Origin of the sequence: Pantoea sp. B65 (genome assembly GCF_047308185.1) — a bacterium.
Classification (GTDB): domain Bacteria; phylum Pseudomonadota; class Gammaproteobacteria; order Enterobacterales; family Enterobacteriaceae; genus Erwinia.
The window spans coordinates 1-18,421 of record NZ_JAHXPU010000027.1 but is presented as its reverse complement, the minus strand read 5'-3'; the positions used below and the strand labels follow the sequence as shown (position 1 = coordinate 18,421).

Sequence of the window (18,421 nt, the reverse complement as noted above, 5' to 3'; positions counted from 1 at the left end):
AGGAAAGTAAATCGACGCCGACAGGATGGCAACTCTGCAGCTACCGCCTGACTTTCAGCACGGTAGCTACGCTGTTTCAGATAACTTTCTGGCGGCGTCGGATTTATTCCGCCGGGCGCCGCCGGGGGGAGTATGAAGCAGCGGCATTCACGCCGCCGGAGCCTGAGGATCAGCCGCGACGCGCTTTCACCGCTGCAGCCAGCTGACGTAGCACGGTTTCGGTATCTTCCCAGCCAATACAGGCATCGGTTACGCTCTTACCGTACACCAGCGGTTCGCCGCTTTCCGGGTTCTGATTACCTTCCACCAGATGACTCTCAATCATCACGCCAACAATCGCCCGTTCACCCGCGGCAATCTGTTGCGCCACATCATCCGATACCACCAGCTGCTTCTGAAACTGCTTGCTGCTGTTGGCATGGCTGAAGTCGATCATCACCTGCGGCGCCAGACCGGCTTTTTCCAGGCCGGTTTTTACCGCGCTAACATGATGGGCGCTGTAATTAGGCTCTTTACCGCCACGCAGAATAATATGGCAATCACTGTTACCACTGGTTTCAACAATCGCCGAATGGCCGTATTTGGTTACCGACAGGAAACAGTGCGGCGCACTGGCGGCGCTGATAGCGTCGATCGCCACTTTAATCGTGCCATCGGTACCGTTCTTAAAGCCCACCGGGCAGGATAAACCGGACGACAGTTCACGGTGTACCTGAGATTCGGTAGTCCGCGCGCCGATCGCTCCCCAGCTCATTAAATCCGCCATATATTGCGGCGTAATCATATCGAGGAATTCACCGGCCGCAGGCAGACCGCTGTCGTTGATGTCCAGCAGCAGCTTACGCGCAATGCGCAGCCCATCATTGATCTGGAAGCTGCCATCCATATAGGGATCGTTAATCAGCCCTTTCCAGCCGACGGTGGTACGCGGCTTCTCAAAATAGACGCGCATCACTACTTCCAGCGTGTCACTCAATTCTTCACGCAGTTTCAGCAGACGTGCACCGTACTCTTTCGCCGCTTCAGTATCATGAATGGAACAAGGTCCAATCACCACCAGCAGGCGGTCATCCTTATTTTTAAGAATATTATGAATCGCCTGACGGGCGCGGGAGACAGTATCAGCCGCTTTATCGCTGGCCGGGAATTTTTCAAGCAGCGCCACCGGAGGCAAAAGTTCTTTTATTTCTTTGATTCTTAAATCATCGTTCTGGTAATTCATAATGTATCCATTAAATTCTTTGCCCGGTGCGCACCGGGCTCACGCTGACCAATTTAGCCGCTGCGCACTGTGCTGTAAATCGTCTTTCACCCGCAATGCCGCCGCGCCGATTTGCGTTTCAAAGCTTCTTTACTACACTTTTAAACGTTAACACTTAAAAAATTGACATTAACGCCACAAACGGTTGGCTTATAATTGTTAGTCGGGATTTTATTTCGCCTGTATCACTTTGATTACTTAATCGCTGTATCAGGTTGGGTTCGACGATAAATCAATAAAGAACAGGAGCATTACGATGAACAAGTTTGCAATTATCCTTTTTACCGCTGCCATGACCCTCGGCAGTAGTGCGGCAATGGCTGCGACGGAAAGCACCAGTAGCAACAACAGTACCGCGAACCAGGCGGCTGACGCGGGTGCCGCCGCCGGTGGTGCAAAACAGAATCTGCCGCCGAATAATGTTGATAATTCAACCATCAACAACACCGGTAGTACCTCCACTACTACCACCGATCATAGCAATATGACCGCGGATGAAGTGCATAAAAATTCCGTGTGTAAAAGCGGGAAGTGCCCGGACGTAAATAAAAAGGTTCATACCGGAACCGGTACTGGCGTCGATACCAAAACCGATGGTACTACCCAGTAATCCACCAACGGAGAGCTGCGGCTCTCCCTGGATTTTGTTGCATCCCCTCCCCGCTTCGCTATGCTGAACATCCTGAATAGTGACGGAAATCATCATGGCCACTCTGCTGTTAATCGACGATCATCCTCTGGTTCAGGTGGCGCTGGAAGCCGCCCTGAGTCGCGCCCCGATCCCCCTGCAGCTTTATGCCGTCAGTAGTGAACAGCAGGCCCGCGACTATTTGCGCGATCATCAGGTGGATTTAATTATTCTCGATATTGGTTTGCCGGATAGCGATGGCCTGGAGCTACTGAAACGACTGAAAAGCCATGATCGGCAGCAGGCGGTACTGATCTACTCAGCGCAGGAAGAACGGATGTACCGGTTAATGGCCGCCGCCGCCGGCGCGGTGGGCTATATTGCGAAACGGCAGCCAATGGAACAGCTACTGGCTGCCATTCTGGCGGTATTAGGCGGACAGCGCGCCTTCCCGGCGCTGAGTGCGGCTGATGCCCCGGCTACTGCCAGTCTGACCAGCAAAGAGCAGCAGATCCTCGCGCTGCTGGCGCGCGGCCTGTCGAATTTACAGATTGCGCAACAGTTACATATCAGCAATAAAACCGTCAGCACGCATAAAAAGAATATTCTCGATAAAACCGGGGCTACCTCAGTGTTGGATCTCGCCACGCTGTGGAAAGCGCAACAGTGAAGCGGCTGCGTCTGCTGCTGGCTGGCTGTCTGATAAGCATCAGCCTGAGTACGCCGGCGGCTTACCGCGCCATCAGCAGCATTGTGCTGCCTCAGGAGATGCAGCCCAACAATCTGCTGCGCCCGTGGCATGATAAACCGCTGCGCGTGGGCATTTTGCGCGACAACAGCTCGCCATGGAATATGGTGGTAGGCGGCGATTTGTATGGCATCAATGCTGACTATCTTGCTCTGCTGAGTCACAGTTCCGGGTTGCAGTTCGATATTGAAGGTTATCCGTCACGCGACGCCCTGTTACAGGCGCTACAGCACGGGCAACTCGATCTGCTGTTCGGTATCGCGCAGCATCAACTGCCAGCGGGTCTGTATGCCACCCAGCCATGGTACAGCAGCCCGTTACGCATCTATCGCAACCGCAACAATCAACGCCAGGTGATGTTTAACTCCCGCGATGCGCGTATTGCCATTGGCAGACAGACTCAGGCGCTGGTCAGCCCCGCATTCGCCCGGCAACATCACTGGCTGACGTTTGACAGCGATCTGCAGGCGCTCTATACCCTGCTGAATCAACAGAGTGACTATGTGATCGCTGATGAGACCAGCGCCGGTTTTCTGCTTAATCAACTGCAACAAGGACAGATTTACCAGCTGGAATCTCCCCTTGAACCCGGGCAGCTGAATCTGCAGGCAATCACGGCAGATGCCGCGCTGGCCAGCGCGCTGGATACCACCCTGCGTCAGTTGCCAATGGATGTGGTCAATGAAATTCAGGGGCGCTGGAACAACCAGCTGCCGCGCTACTTCGATACGAATACCACCCGGCTGACGGTGATGGAACGCCAGTGGATCACGCAGCATCCGACTGTCGACTATGCTGCCCTGGCCGATGACTACCCGTGGAGCTATCGCAGCAGCAACGGCGAAGCCAGCGGCTATAGCGCCGAGTTACTCAACGCTATCGGTCAGAACACCGGTCTGCGTTTTCGGCCGCACTGGGTGGAGAATGCGCAACAGGCCGCCAGTCTGCTGACCCGGACGCAGCCGATGCTGCAACTTATGCTGCCACTGAGCGGCAATGACAATATGCAGGGCAATACCCTGCCGGTATGGCGTGCGCTGTGGGGGGTGTATGTCGGTCATCTTTCGCGGCAGGTCATGCGCTGGCAGGATCTACAGGGGATGCGCATCGGTGTGCGCCGTGGCGATCCGGCACGTCAGATGATCCCATCCTCGCTTAACGTCAGCCAGTTTGATAATGGCAAAGCGCTGTATGACGCCCTGGCAAATGGCCAGCTGGATGCAGTGGTGGATAATGTGCTGTCAGCACGCTGGCGGATCCAGACCGGTTATAACGATATTATCCATCTGGCGTTCGCCGCCAGCGATACCGCGTGGCCAATTGCCATCGGCGTCAGCGGCGGCCAGCCGCTCCTGCGTTCGATACTGAATAAAGGATTACAGCAGATCCCACCGGATACGCAGCAGCGTATGCGCGATAACTGGAGCAATAACCCGCAGCTTGTCAGTCGTGACGACGGCAATATGCGTCCGATCTCGCTATTTATGTTTATTGCCTCACTGTTTGCCATCGCCTTTCTGCTGATTCTGTTGATCCGTCGCTATATGCAACAACGGCGCGATCTGCGTCAGCGGCGCCAGCTTGAGCGACAGCGTGAGGAAGCGGAACGCGCCAACCAGATGAAGAGCCAGTTTCTTGCCACCGTCAGCCATGAATTACGCACGCCGATGCAGGCCATCCTTGGACTGCTGGAGGTGGAAGTCGCGCGTCAGCCACAGACCAGCAATTTAGCGGTGATCCACAGCAGCGCGGCTTCGCTGCTGACACTGCTAAACGATTTGCAGGATCACGCGCGTATCGAGAGCAATACTTTTACCCTGCGGCCTCATGCGGTCGATCTGCAGCAGTGGCTGCGACAGCTGGCGGACTTCTACCATCCGCTGATGTGTGCCGATGGCCCCGACTTGCAGATCAGCGCCTTGTCGCCGCTACCGGTACGGGTGATGCTCGACAGTGAGCGTCTGCAGCAGGTGGCCAATAACTTAATTGCCAATGCCATCAAATTTACCCGCCAGGGAGAAATCCGCCTGACGCTGGCGCAGATTGAGGGTCAGCAGCTCTGTCTGCAGGTCAGCGACAGCGGAAGCGGCATTCCGGCAGATGAGCAGGCGCAATTATTTGAACCCTGGTATCAGACACCATCCGGTAAGGCCCTGTCGGTGCAGGGCAGCGGTCTGGGCTTATCGATCTGCCGGGAAATTGTTAGTCGGATGGGCGGCAGTATCGATCTGCACTCCCGCCACGGACAGGGTACCACCGTGACCGTACTGCTGCCGCTAACCCTGGCCGACGGCGTGGAACTGGCAGCGCCGGCGCTGCCGGTGGCCAGTGATCCGTCACTGAGCGCGTTGCGGGTGGCCATCGTCGATGATCATCCGACCAATCTGCTGGTGATGCAGCAGCAACTGGCACTGTTCGGAATCGACGCGGCGGTGTTTGAGCATGGGCGGGCGTTACTGCGGGCGGCGGCTGAGCAAAGGTTCGATGTGGTATTTATTGATTATACGATGCCACGTCCGGATGGCGCGCTGGTGGCGCGTATCCTGCGCCGGCGTCAGCGTTATCAGCCGACGCCGCAGACGCTGGTGCTTTGCTCCGCCGATACGCCATCCGCCATCCCTTTTGCCGATACATTTCTGCTGAAACCGGTCGCGCTCAGTGCGATACATACGGTGCTGCAGCGCCATCTTCAGACCCCGTTTAGCGATCTTGATGCCCGCATTCAGCGCCTCGCCAGTTATCAACCCGACTATATCCGCCGCATCGTCAGCACCTTAAGCGATGCGCTGCGCAATGACAGTCAGGCGCTGGCGCTTGCCCGTCAGCAGCAGCAATGGCAACAGGTGGCGAATATCGCCCACCGTTTTAAAGGCAGCTGGTTGCTACTGCAGTATCCACAGGGTGAAGCTCTGTGTCAGGCAATCATTGAGCAGGCGAAACAGCACAACGATAGCCTGCCAGAATGGAATTTATTGATATCATTAACCGAGAAACTATTAAAAAACCTGGAAACTTATGGCGCATCAACACAATCACACTGAAGATCACGGCAGCAACCGTAAGCGGTTACTGGCGGCATTTATCGTTACCGCGGTGTTTATGGTCGCTGAAGTGGCTGGCGGTATTCTGTCTGGCTCGCTGGCGCTGCTGGCGGATGCCGGACATATGCTGACCGATGCCGCCGCTCTGCTGGTGGCGCTGCTGGCGGTGCAGTTTGCGCAGCGTAAACCTAATGGCAGGCATACTTTTGGCCTGCTGCGCCTGACCACGCTGGCAGCCTTTGTCAATGCGCTGGCGCTGCTGGCGATCACCGTACTGATTGTCTGGGAGGCGCTGCGTCGTTTCTGGCAGCCGCAGCCGGTCGCCGGTGGCCTGATGCTGACCATCGCCATCGCGGGTCTGCTGGCGAACCTGCTGTCATTCTGGCTGCTGCATCGCGGTAGCGAAGAGAAAAATCTGAATGTCCGTGCTGCGGCGCTACATGTACTCGGCGATCTGTTGGGGTCGGTCGGAGCGATTGTTGCCGCGCTGATTATTCTGTTCACCGGCTGGACACCGATTGACCCGATTCTGTCGATACTGGTGTCGGCGCTGGTGCTGCGTAGCGCCTGGTCACTGCTGCGCGAGAGTTTTCACGAACTACTGGAAGGCACGCCGGGAGCGGTCAATGTTGAAAAGCTGACGCGCGATTTGACGCTAAGTATTGCCGAAGTGCGCAATGTACATCATGTTCACGTCTGGCAGGTCGGTGAAAAACCGCTGATGACCCTGCATGTGCAGGTTATCCCGCCCTATGACCACGATGCGTTGTTGCGCCGCATTCACGAGCATCTGCATCAGCGCTATCAGATTGAGCATGCAACGGTACAGATGGAGTATCAGCACTGTGATGATGGTGACTGTGAACTGGGCTTTGCCAGCCAGCAGCACCATCATCACCACTAAGGGTTAAGAGAGCGCGCGTGAACCCTGTTGATGAGCGCTTTTTATCCACAACCAGCAACCGTTCAGCGCAATTAACGTCAGCAGCATATACTCCAGCGACATCGCATATACGCCCTGGCGGGCAAAGATGCTGACGCTAATCAGGTTAATAATCACCCACAGTAGCCAGTTTTCCACGTATTTACGCGTCATCAGAATCATCGCCACAATCGACAGCACCATCATGCAGGCGTCCCAGAATGGGAAGGCATCCGCCTGCAGTTGCGGCATCGCCACATTAAACCCGGCCGCCTGCATTAGCGTCACCGCGATTTGCGTCAGGAAAGCAAACACCGGGTCGATAAAGCGCGTCATCAGGGCAATCGCCACCACGCTGGTTACCGCCCAGCCAATCGCCTTTGGCAGCGGCAGCCAGCGGATCTTCAGTTGTGCCTGGCGATCGTCGCTCTGACGGCTCCAGGCATACCAGCCGTAAATATTGGCGACAAAGAAGAACAGCTGTAATAGCAGGCTGGCATACAGCTGAATCTGAAAGAAGATCACCGCAAACAGCGCGACATTAATCAGGCCAAACGGGTAATTAATAATCTTCTCTTTACTCGCCAGCCAGATACATAGCAGGCCGGCGAGGGTACCGATAGCTTCAATCCATGAGAGATCGTAACCACCTGCGCCGACAGGAATGTGAATCAAAATATTCTGCGTGCTAAAGAAATCCATACGCTACCTTGTGGCGGGGAGAACGTCAGGCATTGCCTTTGACGTTAAGTTTAAGCTCAGCTGCAAAAGATAGCATACGATTCAATGGGATCAATGCCGCCTGACGTAAACTCTCCTCAACATGGATCTCATGCTGCTGTCCGCCCTGCTCCAGCCCTTCAGCAATGGCTTTTAATCCGTTCATCGCCATCCACGGGCAATGGGCGCAGCTACGGCAGGTCGCCCCCTCACCGGCGGTGGGCGCTTCCAGCAACTCTTTATCCGGGCAAGCCTGCTGCATTTTGTAGAAAATGCCGCGATCGGTCGCCACAATCATTTGCGGGTGCGGCAGGGTTTTCGCCGCCTGAATCAGCTGGCTGGTCGATCCTACCGCATCGGCTAAATCGACAATCGCCTGCGGCGATTCCGGGTGCACCAGTATGGCCGCCTGTGGATAGAGCGCTTTCATCCGCAGCAGCGCCTGGGTTTTAAATTCGTCATGTACAATGCAGGCCGCCTGCCAGCAGATCACATCAGCGCTGGTCTGCTGCGTCACATAGCGTCCAAGGTGACGATCCGGCGCCCAGATGATTTTCTCACCGAGGCTGTCGAGATGCTCAATCAGCTCCACGGCGATACTGGAGGTCACCACCCAGTCAGCGCGCGCTTTTACCGCCGCCGAAGTATTGGCATACACCACCACAGTACGATCCGGATGCCGATCGCAGAATTGCGTAAACTCTTCAATCGGACAACCAAGATCCAGCGAACATTCGGCCTGCAGCGTTGGCATCAGCACGGTTTTTTCCGGACTGAGGATCTTTGCCGTCTCGCCCATAAAGCGCACGCCAGCGACTAACAGCGTACTGGCCGGATGATTGCTGCCGAAGCGCGCCATTTCCAGCGAGTCCGACACGCAGCCGCCGGTCTCCTCCGCCAGCGCCTGGATTTCCGGATCGGTGTAATAGTGCGCTACCATCACCGCGTCACGCTCTTTTAGCAGACGCTTGATCTTTTCCCGGTAGTGTTGTTTTTCATCAACAGAGAGCCGGGCCGGTTTCGGCGGGAAGGGGTAAACAGCTGTTTCAGGATCGAACATCAGGCTCATAGCACCAGTCTCGTTTCTTTAACTTAACGTATTAAGCAAAATATCACTGTTTCATCCGATATACACCCACGGATGTTTTATATGCTAAACACGATAGCGAAATTGTCCGCGCCTGTCGCTGATTTTTTCCTATTAAGCACAGGATGTGATGAAGATCATTTAAGCTGCTGCGCGTTACCCGCCTCACCCGCCTCGATATTCAGTAAAAATGCCTTAATTGCCAGCCCGCCAGCAAAGCCGGTGAGTTTGCCATTGGCGCCGATCACCCGATGACAGGGCGCCACAATCGAGAGAGGGTTCCTGCCGTTAGCCGCCCCTACCGCACGTACCGCTTGTGGATGACCTATCTGGCGGGCAATCTCGCCATAGCTGCGCGTTTCACCGAACGGGATCGCTACCAGCGCCGCCCAGACCTTTTTTTGAAACTCAGTGCCAACAAAATCCAGCGGCAAATCAAAACGCTGACGCCTGCCGGCAAAGTAGTCATTCAGCTGCCGTTCCGTTTCCAGCAGCAACGGATGCTGATTATTTTCTGTCAGCGGCGGCAGGCGTACGCGTTGCGGATTGTCATTCTCCCACAGGATCGCCGTCAGCCCCTGATCGCTGGCGACCAGAGTCAGCATTCCCACCGGTGAGGCGATTAATTTACAAAAGTAAGGCATAGCATATCCTCCGTGGTGATCATCAACTGCTATCCGCATTATCGCTGATTGACCGCCGCTGACTGGCTGTTTTCGGACATCAGGTTAAAATAGTTTGATGTCCGAAAATGGCCAGTTAGCCGGACTGGTCAGGCATACACTGCCAATACTCGCGAAACTCAGGAAACCAGCATCATGGATAATAATGCCGCTTATCAGGCGCTCACCTCACGTGATGCCCGCTTTGATGGGGTGTTTTTTGTCGGCGTCACCTCAACCGGCATCTATTGCCGGCCAATCTGCCCGGTAAAACCGCCGCGCCAGCAGAACTGCCTGTTTTTTGACAGTGCCGAAGCCGCCGAGAAAGCGGCATTTCGCCCCTGTCTGCGTTGTCGCCCGGAGCTGGCTCCCGGCAATGCGCCGGTGGACAACGCCCATCGTATTGCCGACCTGCTGATACAGCGGATTGATGAAGGGCTGGCGTCGGAGTCGGAAAGTCTGGAGCAGATTGCCGCGCAATTTGGCATCAGCTCACGCCAGTTGCGGCGCATTGTGCAGAAGGAGTTAGGGGTGTCGCCGGTCGAAATCAGACAAACCCGCCGCCTGCTGCTGGCCAAGCAGTTACTGACGGAAACCCGCCTGCCGGTGACGGAGATCGCTTTCGCCAGCGGTTTTACCAGCCTGCGCCGATTTAACGACGCGTTTAATACACAATATCGCATGTCCCCCAGCCGTCTGCGTAAAGAGGCGCCCGATGCTCAGCGCAACCTGATGGCGGTAGAAACCTCGACCCTGCAGCTTAGCTACCGCCCCCCCTATGACTGGCAGGCGATGCTGGCATTTCTCAGCATGCGTGCCATTAAAGATGTCGAGTACATCACCGATAGCAGCTATGCCCGCACGGTGCGTCTGGGGAAATTTACCGGCTGGGTGCGCGTCACTCATGCTGCGGCAAAATCGGCGTTAATGGTGGAATTCACTCATTCGCTGACCATGGTGTTGCCGGTGCTATTGCGGCGTTTGCGCAATCTGTTTGATCTCAGTGCGCGTCCGGACCTGATCGTCAGCCATCTGCAGCAGGATGCGCTGTTCAGCCACAGTCTCAGCGCCAATCCGGGTCTGCGTGTGGCCGGCGCCTTCGATGGCTTTGAAATGGCTATCCGCGCCATTCTCGGCCAGCAGATTACCGTTAAAGCGGCCACCACCCTTGCCGGTCGCTTTGCTGCCGCGTTTGGCGACAAAATTGAAACCCCTTTTGCCGGGCTTAATCGACTCTCGCCGCTGGCGACACGGATTACCGCCGCCAGCATTGATGAGATCTCCAGTCTTGGCATTGTTAGCGCACGTGCCAAATGTATCCTCGCGATGGCGCAAGCTTGTGCTGCGGGTGAGTTGCGTCTGGAAGCCGGTAGTGAACCGGAGAAAGTGATTGCCCGGCTGGTGAGCCTGCCGGGTATCGGACCATGGACCGCTAACTATATAGCCATGCGCGCGCTGCGCTGGCCGGATGCCTTTCCAAAAGAAGATATTGCGGTACGGAATAACCTCGGCGGCGTCAGCGCGAAGCAGGCAGAGCTGATGTCACAGGCGTGGCGTCCGTGGCGCAGCTATGCGGTGATGCATATCTGGAAGAATATGTCGTAGAGGATTAACGCAATCTACCCACGCTCGTAATCGCGTTTGTGTCATTGGAAGTTGTTTTTGGTAATCAAAGGCAGAAGGCAACTATGCAGATGTCGGGGAGAATCTACGCTTATGCCTGATAAATTAAGAGAAAGTCATACAGTTAATTAAGAGCCTAACCCAACAGGCTCTAAGTGTCATAACGCCGATGTAATGACAAATCATAAACATCTTTCTCAAAATTAAACTATTACAATTTGTTGACTAAGTTATTTTTCATCCGTAAATTAAGAAGTTCTTAATGACTTAATGTCTGATTCAACGGATTAGCACCATCACCATCTAACTTTATTTTTTGAATCATTAGTGTAGGGAAACACAAATGAAAAGCAAAGATTTGGAATTATATCAAAAGCAAGGATATATCATTGTTGATGAGCTCTTTGACAATGACGAAATCACACTACTGAATAAACATACCTACGCACTTATGTCAGGTGATATTGAAGGTAAAGTACTGGAAGACAATGGCCAGTCCGTCAGAAGTATCAACGGCCCACATTTCCATAGTGTATTATTCAAAAACCTGGCCTCTGATGGACGGCTTTTACGGCACGCGAAAGCCATTCTCGGCGGTGAGGTTTATGTTCATCAATACAAAATAAATACCAAACAGGCGTTTAGCGGTCAGAGTTGGGAATGGCATTCGGATTACTGGTTCTGGCAAAAAGAAGATGGCATGCCAGAAGCCAAAGCCTTTACTGCAGTTATTTTTCTGGATGACGTGAATGAGTTTAACGGCCCGATGTTACTGGTGCCAGAAACACAGCATGATGTACTGATAGATGAAATCCACTCCCGCCCATATGGAGATCTTGATGGTGGAGATAACTGGGAAATAACAACATCAAAAAAACTTAAATATCGTTTATCTGATACCTACCTCCGTAAAAAAATTGAGGCTAAAGGTATCGTTGCTGCCAAAGGTAAAAAGGGTTCGGTACTTTTTTTCCATAGTAATCTGCTCCACTGCTCAACGGCAAACTCCTCACCATGGGACAGGAAAGGTATTTTTATTTCCTACAGTCTTGTCAGTAATGCCTTACAAGAGGTTTCTTTGCCAAGACCCGAGTTCATAGCATCTCGCGATTTCACCCCCCTTAAAGAAGTTTCCGCATTCTGATAAATAATAATTAGGATGACCATGAATACATATATTTTGGGCTTATCATGCTATTTTCATGATAGCGCAGCCACGCTCATCTGTAATGGTGATATTATCGCTGCCGCTCAGGAAGAGCGTTTTACGCGATTAAAACAGGATAAGCAATTCCCGCGGCATGCCGTGGCATTCTGTTTAAACCATGCAGGGATCACGTTAGATCAGGTCACTACTGTTTTTTATTATGAGAACCCGGAAGAAAAATTCAACAGAGTTTTATCCACCGCAGTTAACAATGGATTATCCGGACTTAAATCGTTATTTTTTCACATTCCAGGATGGCTGACGGACAAACGTTATGTCAAACGAAAACTCGCCAGAGAATTACGTTCCATCAGCCAGCAAGTTCCGAATATTAAATATATTAGTCATCATCGCTCTCATGCTGCCTCTGCATTTTTTCCGAGTCCGTTTGAAAAAGCCCTGGTGTTATGTATTGACGGTGTCGGAGAATGGGATACCACTACCGCGTGGGAAGGTGATGGAAACAAATTAGCGAAAATCTGGGAAACGCGTTTTCCACATTCTCTTGGACTGCTTTATTCCGCGTTTACTTACTACTGTGGATTCAAAGTAGACTCAGGTGAATATAAGCTGATGGGCCTGGCCCCTTACGGTGAGCCTGTTTATTACGACCTCATCATGGACCATCTTATCTCGGTTCATGCTGACGGCAGTTTCACCATGGACATGGCGTATTTTGATTACGCCACAGGCGACCAGATGACCTCTTCACAATTTGATGCGCTGTTTGGCGGACCGCCCCGAGTACCGGAAAGTGAGCTAACGGCCCGTCAGTTTAACCTCGCCGCCTCAGTCCAGGCAGTACTTGAGGAGGTGGTACTGCGAATTGCCCGCTTCTGGCAGAAACAGACCAATGCGAGAAATCTGTGTCTTGCCGGTGGTGTGGCTCTTAATTGTGTGGCAAACGGAAAGCTGGCTGAAGCCAACATTTTCGACAAAATATGGATACAACCCGCGTCAGGTGATAGTGGCGGTTCGCTGGGAGCAGCCCTGTCGGGCTGGCATGAGGAGATTGGCGCAAAACGGCGGGTTAATCCAGGTGACAGTATGAAAGGCAGCTATCTGGGTTCATCCTATACCTGTGTTGAAATCGAGGCATTTCTTCGCTGCCAGAACGCCGTGTTTACGCAGTTGCCACAGGAGAAACTGTGCAACGATGTGGCGGAGATATTGAACCGGGGCAATGTGGTTGGCTGGTTTCAGGGACGAATGGAGTTCGGCCCTCGCTCGTTAGGAGCCCGCTCGATTTTGGGTGATGCACGTAATGTGCAGATGCAAAGTGTCATGAACCTAAAAATCAAAAACCGGGAATCATTTCGGCCCTTTGCCCCCGTAGTGCTCAAACAGTATGCACATGAGTGGTTCAGTCACGTAGACGACAGCCCGTACATGCTTTTTGTCCATTCTGTCAGCAAGCAAAAACAGTTACCCCCTCAGGATGCAGGAGAAGCGAAAGAAGGGATTGAGAAACTCAATCAGATACGCTCACAAATACCTGCGGTCACCCATGTAGATTATTCAGCACGCGTACAGACGGTTGATGGAATACATAATCCACTCTTTTATGAACTGCTGACTGCATTTAACGAGAAAACAGGATGCCCGGTACTTGTTAATACATCTTTTAACGTTCGGGGAGAGCCTATTGTAGAGTCACCACAGGATGCTTATATCTGTTTTATGAGGACTTCAATGGATTATCTGGTTTTGGGTAATTATCTTCTAAGAAAGCAGGACCAGCCAGACGGGGAAGAAAAAATAGAATGGAAAAAACATTACCCACTGGATTAATGTCACGATAAAAAACAAGGATGCAGGATGCCTAACGTAATGAACAAGATCAGGAATTTTATCTTACGCGCTAAACTACTCTCGAAAAGAACTGAAAATACCATGCTACAACCTGACGAACTGTCGGCGGAAAAGATACATATTTTCCTGAAACTTTACAGAGGATAGCGAATGAAATTCAAATCTATGACGCATCAGGAAGCGGTCAACCGATGCTATGAGCTAACTCCGCAACTGCGTGAATATGATGAATTCATGTATTTAGGCGTTCGCTGGCTCCCCTATACCATGTTCTTCCACCATAAAAATTACCGTTCGGAAGTGATCAACACGGATGATATGGGATTCAGGCTGAGTAAATCATCCTCAGGGTGGGTCTCAACGACTGATTTCCCCGCGAATGAGCCCGTTAATATCGTTATCGGTGGCTCAACTGCAATGGGCACAGGAACCACCTCTGATGCGTACACAGTTTCTTCGGTACTCTCCGAACTTACCGGAGAAATATGGCTTAATTTTGGTGGCCGTGGCTACAACTGTGTTCAGGAAACAGTTCTTTTTATGTTGAACCAGCACAGGTTCAAAAAAATTAACAACATCGTCATATTAAGTGGTCTTAATACTTTGACTCTTGAAGGATTGCCGGACGATTTTACGACTGAATACGGAAAATACTATTACTCTTATGAGTTTAGCCATTATATGAATAAATATAATGAAGATTTGAAGCGCAGGACAAACTCCTATGCATCCTGGAGCGACGCACCTGCGAAAAAACTCGTCCCCAGGCTCAAGGAGAAATTAAACAACTGGCTTGATGAAGCAGAAGAGAACCCAGCCGAGAAAGTTTTCACCGATACGTATATGGGGATTGATGAACGCATCAACCGCGCCGCCAGCTCAACCGTCGAGTCAGCGATTCAGATAAATCAGTTGGCAAAAAAACATAGTGCCCACGTGTACTATGTTCTCCAACCATTATCACGGTGGAGTAAAGACACATTTCATAAAGACGAGGAAGAAATGTTTTACGCCATTGATGCCTGTGCAAATAATTTCTGGCGATTATTCGGACGTTTATGTACACCTGGTTTACATGAAAAATACACATCACTAATTGCACAGGGCTGTAGCAAAGAGGGACTTCCATATTATGACATGAACATATTATTCAAATCATCACCGGCGCTCAATGACAATATTTACGTTGATCATCTTCACTTTAACGACCTCGGGTATGGGGAAATGGCCAGGCTGATATATGAAAAAGTACTCAAATGAGCAGCAAAAGAAACAATCTAAAAATATTTTTATGCGCCTCCTGCGCCGACTGTTTTTCGGGAAAAAGAAAAATACGGGTTCAACCTACCCTTTACGTTGAAAATTAACGGAGTAATTTATGGCTTACAATGCACAGAGCCCATTCCCTACCCTCATCATCATTGATGCCATAGCAGCTGGAGCACTTGTCACAGAGGAGTTCTTCGGCAACTATCAACTCATCCATATTGAGTCCTGTGCGTCTATTAAGGCGCATGCTCACCCTCGTTTTCACGGAGACAAGTTTGCTGAGTTTTTCACATGGAATGATGAAGATGAAACCGCAATCATCGAAACGCTTCGCGCGTTCCATCCCATTGCGATTGTTCCTGGTAAAGAATCCGCAGTCGCACTCAGTGACCGGCTTTCCGACCGGCTTTCACTGCCAGGTAACGCCCCGCAGACCACGCATTTACGGCGTAATAAGTACGCGATGAACAAAGCCGTCAGTAAGCAAGGACTGCTGACCACGCCACAGTACATCAGCCATGAACCATCAGAACTGAAACAGTGGCACAGGCAACAGGGATTCACAAAGGTAGTGATCAAGCCTCTGGACAGTGCGGGCTCAGACGATGTTTATATCTGCCAGACACCAGAGCAAGTCGAAAAAGCGGCACAGATCATTACCGGCAAAAATAACATCATGCATGTTAAAAATCATGCGGCCCTCATCCAGAAATTTATTGAAGGGACGGAGTATGTCGTCAATACCGTCAGCTTTGAGGGGCAAAACTGGTTAACTGACATCTGGAAAGTCCAAAAGAGACTGAAGGAAGGGCGCAACCTTTATGATTATGATGATTTGTGTGATCCGAACAGCCCCGAGGCAAGCGTCTGCCTGGACTATACCCTGAAGGTTTTACCCGCTATTGGTCTTTTTATTGGTGCTGGACATACAGAACTCATTCTTTCCGCAGAAGGCCCACAACTTCTTGAGACCGGCGCCCGGGCATCCGGCGCCGCAAACCCGCAGGCTATTCGTCTGGCAACGGGCGCGGACCAGTTGATGCTTATGCGCTACGTTTACACAGCACCCGATATTCTGTCCACGATAAATCCAGTCTATCGGCTGCGAAAACACCTGCGCTGCGTACATGCCATCGCATCCTTTATCAAACCGTTCTCACATCAAGAGCTACAGGCATTTTTGTCAAAACTGGACTCTTTTGTCAGCGTTGTCATGAAACTGAGTGATGGGACAGTATTAAAACCCACGGCAGATGTGGCTACCTGCCCTGCGGCATTTTTTCTGGCAAGTGAAAACCCTGAACAAATAAAGCAAGACTATGAGTCCTACCGTCGATGGGAATCAAAAAATCTCTGAGGAAAGTACTCAAAATGGATAAGTAGAGAGGGAAATCGCATGAGTGGGATGACATCGCCAGACAATAAAAGCCCTGGCCGTATTTTTTACTGGGTAGAACGTATCGGGAATAAAATCCCCAATCCTTTTTTGTTATTCGTTTACTTGATTGTCATCCTGATGATCGCCACCGCGCTGTTTTCCTGGTTGGGCCTGGTGGTGAAAAACCCGGCCACTGGCGAAGTGGTTCAGGTAAAAAACCTGATGAGTGCGGAAGGGATACAATGGATCTTACCCAATATCATTCACAACTTCAGCAGCTTTGCGCCCCTGGGAGCAATCCTGGCGTTGGTAATCGGTGCCGGATTAGCGGAGAAAGTCGGCCTGTTGCAGGCGCTGATGTACAAACTTGCCTCACACGTCAATGCGCGTTATGCCAGCTATATGGTGCTGTTTATTGCCTTTTTCAGCCATATTTCCTCTGCCGCCGCCCTGGTTGTTATGCCGCCACTGGGGGCGTTGATGTTCCTTGCCGTTGGGCGCAATCCCATCGCCGGATTGCTGACGGCGATCGCTGGTGTTGGTTCAGGCTTTACTGCTCACCTGCTGATCGTCTCCACCGACGTGTTGCTCGCCGGTATCAGTACCGAAGCAGCCAAAGCGGTGGATGATGCTATCCAGGTGACGGTGATCGACAACTGGTATTTTATGGCCACCTCGGTGATTGTGCTGACCATTACAGGCGCACTGTTAACGGATAAATTCATCGAACCGCGGCTACCAAAATGGCAGGGCAGTGCCGAGGACAAGCTCGAAACGCTCACCCCACAACAAAACCGTGGTCTGATGATGAGCGGCATCGCCGCACTGGTGTTTATCATCGTGGTCGCTGCGATGGTGCTCCCAGAAGCCGCTCCCTTGCGAGATCCCCAAACGGGCTCAGTGATCCCCTCACCGTTTATCAATGGCATCGTGTCGATTATCATCCTGTTCTTTTTCACCGTCGCGATCACTTACGGTGTGGCGACCAGGCAGATCCGACGTCCAGACGATATCACCAACCATCTGGTTGAGCCGATGAAAAATATGGCAGGTTTTATCGTTATGGTGTTCCCGTTATCGCAGTTTGTAGCATTTTTCAACTGGAGCAACATGGGTAAGTTTATGGCTATCGGCTTGACGGATCTGCTTGAAGCTGCAGGAATGAGTGTCACGTCAGCCTTCCTCTGCTTGATGTTCCTCTCCGCCTTCCTCTGTATGTTTATCGCCAGCGGTTCTGCAATCTGGTCAATTTTGGCACCGATATTTATCCCCATTTTTATGTTGCTGGGTCTCCATCCGGCTTTCGCCCAGATGATTTTCCGCATCGCTGACTCTGCTTTTATACCGCTGGCACCGACGTCACCTTTCCTGGCTCTGTTCCTCAGTTTCCTGCAACGCTATCGTAAGGGCGCACAGCTCGGTACTTATTACATGTTAATCATGCCCTACCCATTGGTATTCTTCGCTGCGTGGAGCCTGCTGCTGCTGGCCTGGTATCTGTCAGGTTTGCCCATCGGCCCGGGAGTGTACCCGAGAATGGGGTAACTAAAACGGCTTGCTTGCGCTCGACCCGAACCTGCTGCAGGTCCGAACCCTGCACGAAATAGTTCGCTGATCAGAAACGAAAAAAGCACCCGATGGGTGCTTCTGGAATTTGGTGGGTCGTGCAGGATGACTCGGCCTCTGGCCTCGCCCTTCGGGCCGTTGCCGCTGGCAACGTTGTCTCGCTTTCGCTCGACCCGAACCTTTACGGTTCTTATCCTTCACGATTTAATATCAGGTACTTCTTAAGAGTGGTGGGTCATGCAGGATGACTCGGCCTCTGGCCTCGCCCTTCGGGCCGTTGCCGCTGGCAACGTTGTCTCGCTTTCGCTCGACCCGAACCTTTAGGTTCTTATCCTTCACGATTTAATATCAGGTGCTTCTTAAGAGTGGCAGGTCGTGCAGGATGACTCGGCCTCTGGCCTCGCCCTTCGGGCCGTTGCCGCTGGCAACGTTGTCTCGCTTTCGCTCGACCCGAACCTTTACGGTTCTTATCCTTCACGATTTAATATCAGGTACTT

The 18,421-nt window shown here is 52.0% G+C and carries 14 protein-coding genes and 3 other RNA genes; 10 read left to right on the top strand and 7 right to left on the bottom strand.

What is annotated here, in order from left to right:
- Positions 1–169: 169 nt before the first annotated feature.
- Positions 170–1,222, bottom strand: a complete 1,053-nt coding sequence (aroG, locus tag JWF83_RS12420; RefSeq protein WP_413650519.1) for a 3-deoxy-7-phosphoheptulonate synthase AroG — start codon at positions 1,220–1,222, stop codon at positions 170–172.
- Positions 1,223–1,517: 295 nt separating this feature from the next.
- Between aroG and JWF83_RS12415 the strand changes: the two genes are divergently transcribed.
- The 4 genes from JWF83_RS12415 (at position 1,518) to zitB (ending at position 6,582) form a co-directional block, all read left to right on the top strand.
- Positions 1,518–1,871: a YbgS-like family protein gene (locus tag JWF83_RS12415; RefSeq protein WP_413650518.1), complete on the top strand. Its 354-nt coding sequence runs from the start codon at positions 1,518–1,520 to the stop codon at positions 1,869–1,871.
- Positions 1,872–1,965: 94 nt separating this feature from the next.
- Positions 1,966–2,559, top strand: coding sequence for a response regulator (locus JWF83_RS12410; protein WP_413650517.1), 594 nt, complete (start codon positions 1,966–1,968; stop codon positions 2,557–2,559).
- On the top strand, positions 2,541–5,678 hold the full coding sequence (locus JWF83_RS12405; RefSeq protein WP_413650516.1) for an ATP-binding protein: 3,138 nt from the start codon (positions 2,541–2,543) through the stop codon (positions 5,676–5,678). The genes JWF83_RS12410 and JWF83_RS12405 overlap by 19 nt, the downstream gene beginning before the upstream one ends.
- Positions 5,653–6,582 (top strand): CDF family zinc transporter ZitB, encoded by a 930-nt coding sequence (gene zitB, locus JWF83_RS12400; protein WP_413650515.1) that lies wholly within the window; start codon positions 5,653–5,655, stop codon positions 6,580–6,582. Before JWF83_RS12405 ends, zitB begins: the two co-directional genes overlap by 26 nt.
- A 3-nt stretch (positions 6,583–6,585) precedes the next feature.
- Here the strand turns inward: zitB and pnuC are convergent, their stop codons facing one another.
- The 3 genes from pnuC to JWF83_RS12385 form a co-directional block, all read right to left on the bottom strand.
- Positions 6,586–7,302 (bottom strand): nicotinamide riboside transporter PnuC, encoded by a 717-nt coding sequence (pnuC, locus tag JWF83_RS12395; protein ID WP_413650514.1) that lies wholly within the window; start codon positions 7,300–7,302, stop codon positions 6,586–6,588.
- 25 nt (positions 7,303–7,327) lie between these two features.
- Entirely contained in the window at positions 7,328–8,389 is a 1,062-nt protein-coding gene (gene nadA / locus JWF83_RS12390; protein WP_413650513.1) for a quinolinate synthase NadA, read from the bottom strand.
- 155 nt (positions 8,390–8,544) lie between these two features.
- Positions 8,545–9,051 carry a methylated-DNA--[protein]-cysteine S-methyltransferase gene (locus JWF83_RS12385; RefSeq protein WP_413650512.1) on the bottom strand — a complete coding sequence of 169 codons (507 nt, stop codon included), beginning with the start codon at positions 9,049–9,051 and terminating at the stop codon, positions 8,545–8,547.
- A gap of 171 nt (positions 9,052–9,222) precedes the next feature.
- On the opposite strand from JWF83_RS12385, the gene JWF83_RS12380 reads away from it, so the two are divergent.
- From JWF83_RS12380 to abgT, 6 genes are all read left to right on the top strand, one after another.
- The gene (locus tag JWF83_RS12380) at positions 9,223–10,674 is read left to right on the top strand and encodes an AlkA N-terminal domain-containing protein (RefSeq protein WP_413650721.1); all 1,452 of its coding nucleotides are present in this window, start codon (positions 9,223–9,225) and stop codon (positions 10,672–10,674) included.
- 361 nt (positions 10,675–11,035) lie between these two features.
- Positions 11,036–11,836 carry a phytanoyl-CoA dioxygenase family protein gene (locus JWF83_RS12375; protein WP_413650511.1) on the top strand — a complete coding sequence of 267 codons (801 nt, stop codon included), beginning with the start codon at positions 11,036–11,038 and terminating at the stop codon, positions 11,834–11,836.
- Between the two features lie 21 nt (positions 11,837–11,857).
- Positions 11,858–13,690 (top strand): carbamoyltransferase, encoded by a 1,833-nt coding sequence (locus JWF83_RS12370; protein ID WP_413650510.1) that lies wholly within the window; start codon positions 11,858–11,860, stop codon positions 13,688–13,690.
- Positions 13,691–13,861: 171 nt separating this feature from the next.
- A complete protein-coding gene (locus JWF83_RS12365; RefSeq protein WP_413650509.1) occupies positions 13,862–14,971 on the top strand; it encodes an SGNH/GDSL hydrolase family protein in 1,110 nt (369 codons plus the stop codon).
- 118 nt (positions 14,972–15,089) lie between these two features.
- Complete coding sequence (locus JWF83_RS12360) at positions 15,090–16,337, top strand: ATP-grasp domain-containing protein (RefSeq protein ID WP_413650508.1); 1,248 nt, start codon at positions 15,090–15,092, stop codon at positions 16,335–16,337.
- Between the two features lie 39 nt (positions 16,338–16,376).
- Entirely contained in the window at positions 16,377–17,903 is a 1,527-nt protein-coding gene (gene abgT / locus JWF83_RS12355; RefSeq protein ID WP_413650507.1) for a p-aminobenzoyl-glutamate transporter, read from the top strand.
- A gap of 110 nt (positions 17,904–18,013) precedes the next feature.
- Here the strand turns inward: abgT and JWF83_RS12350 are convergent.
- The 3 genes from JWF83_RS12350 to JWF83_RS12340 all read right to left on the bottom strand — a co-directional run bounded on the left by JWF83_RS12350 (position 18,014) and on the right by JWF83_RS12340 (position 18,416).
- Positions 18,014–18,139, bottom strand: a non-coding RNA gene (locus JWF83_RS12350) — RtT sRNA.
- A gap of 13 nt (positions 18,140–18,152) precedes the next feature.
- Positions 18,153–18,277, bottom strand: a non-coding RNA gene (locus JWF83_RS12345) — RtT sRNA.
- A gap of 13 nt (positions 18,278–18,290) precedes the next feature.
- Positions 18,291–18,416, bottom strand: a non-coding RNA gene (locus JWF83_RS12340) — RtT sRNA.
- Positions 18,417–18,421: the final 5 nt, after the last annotated feature.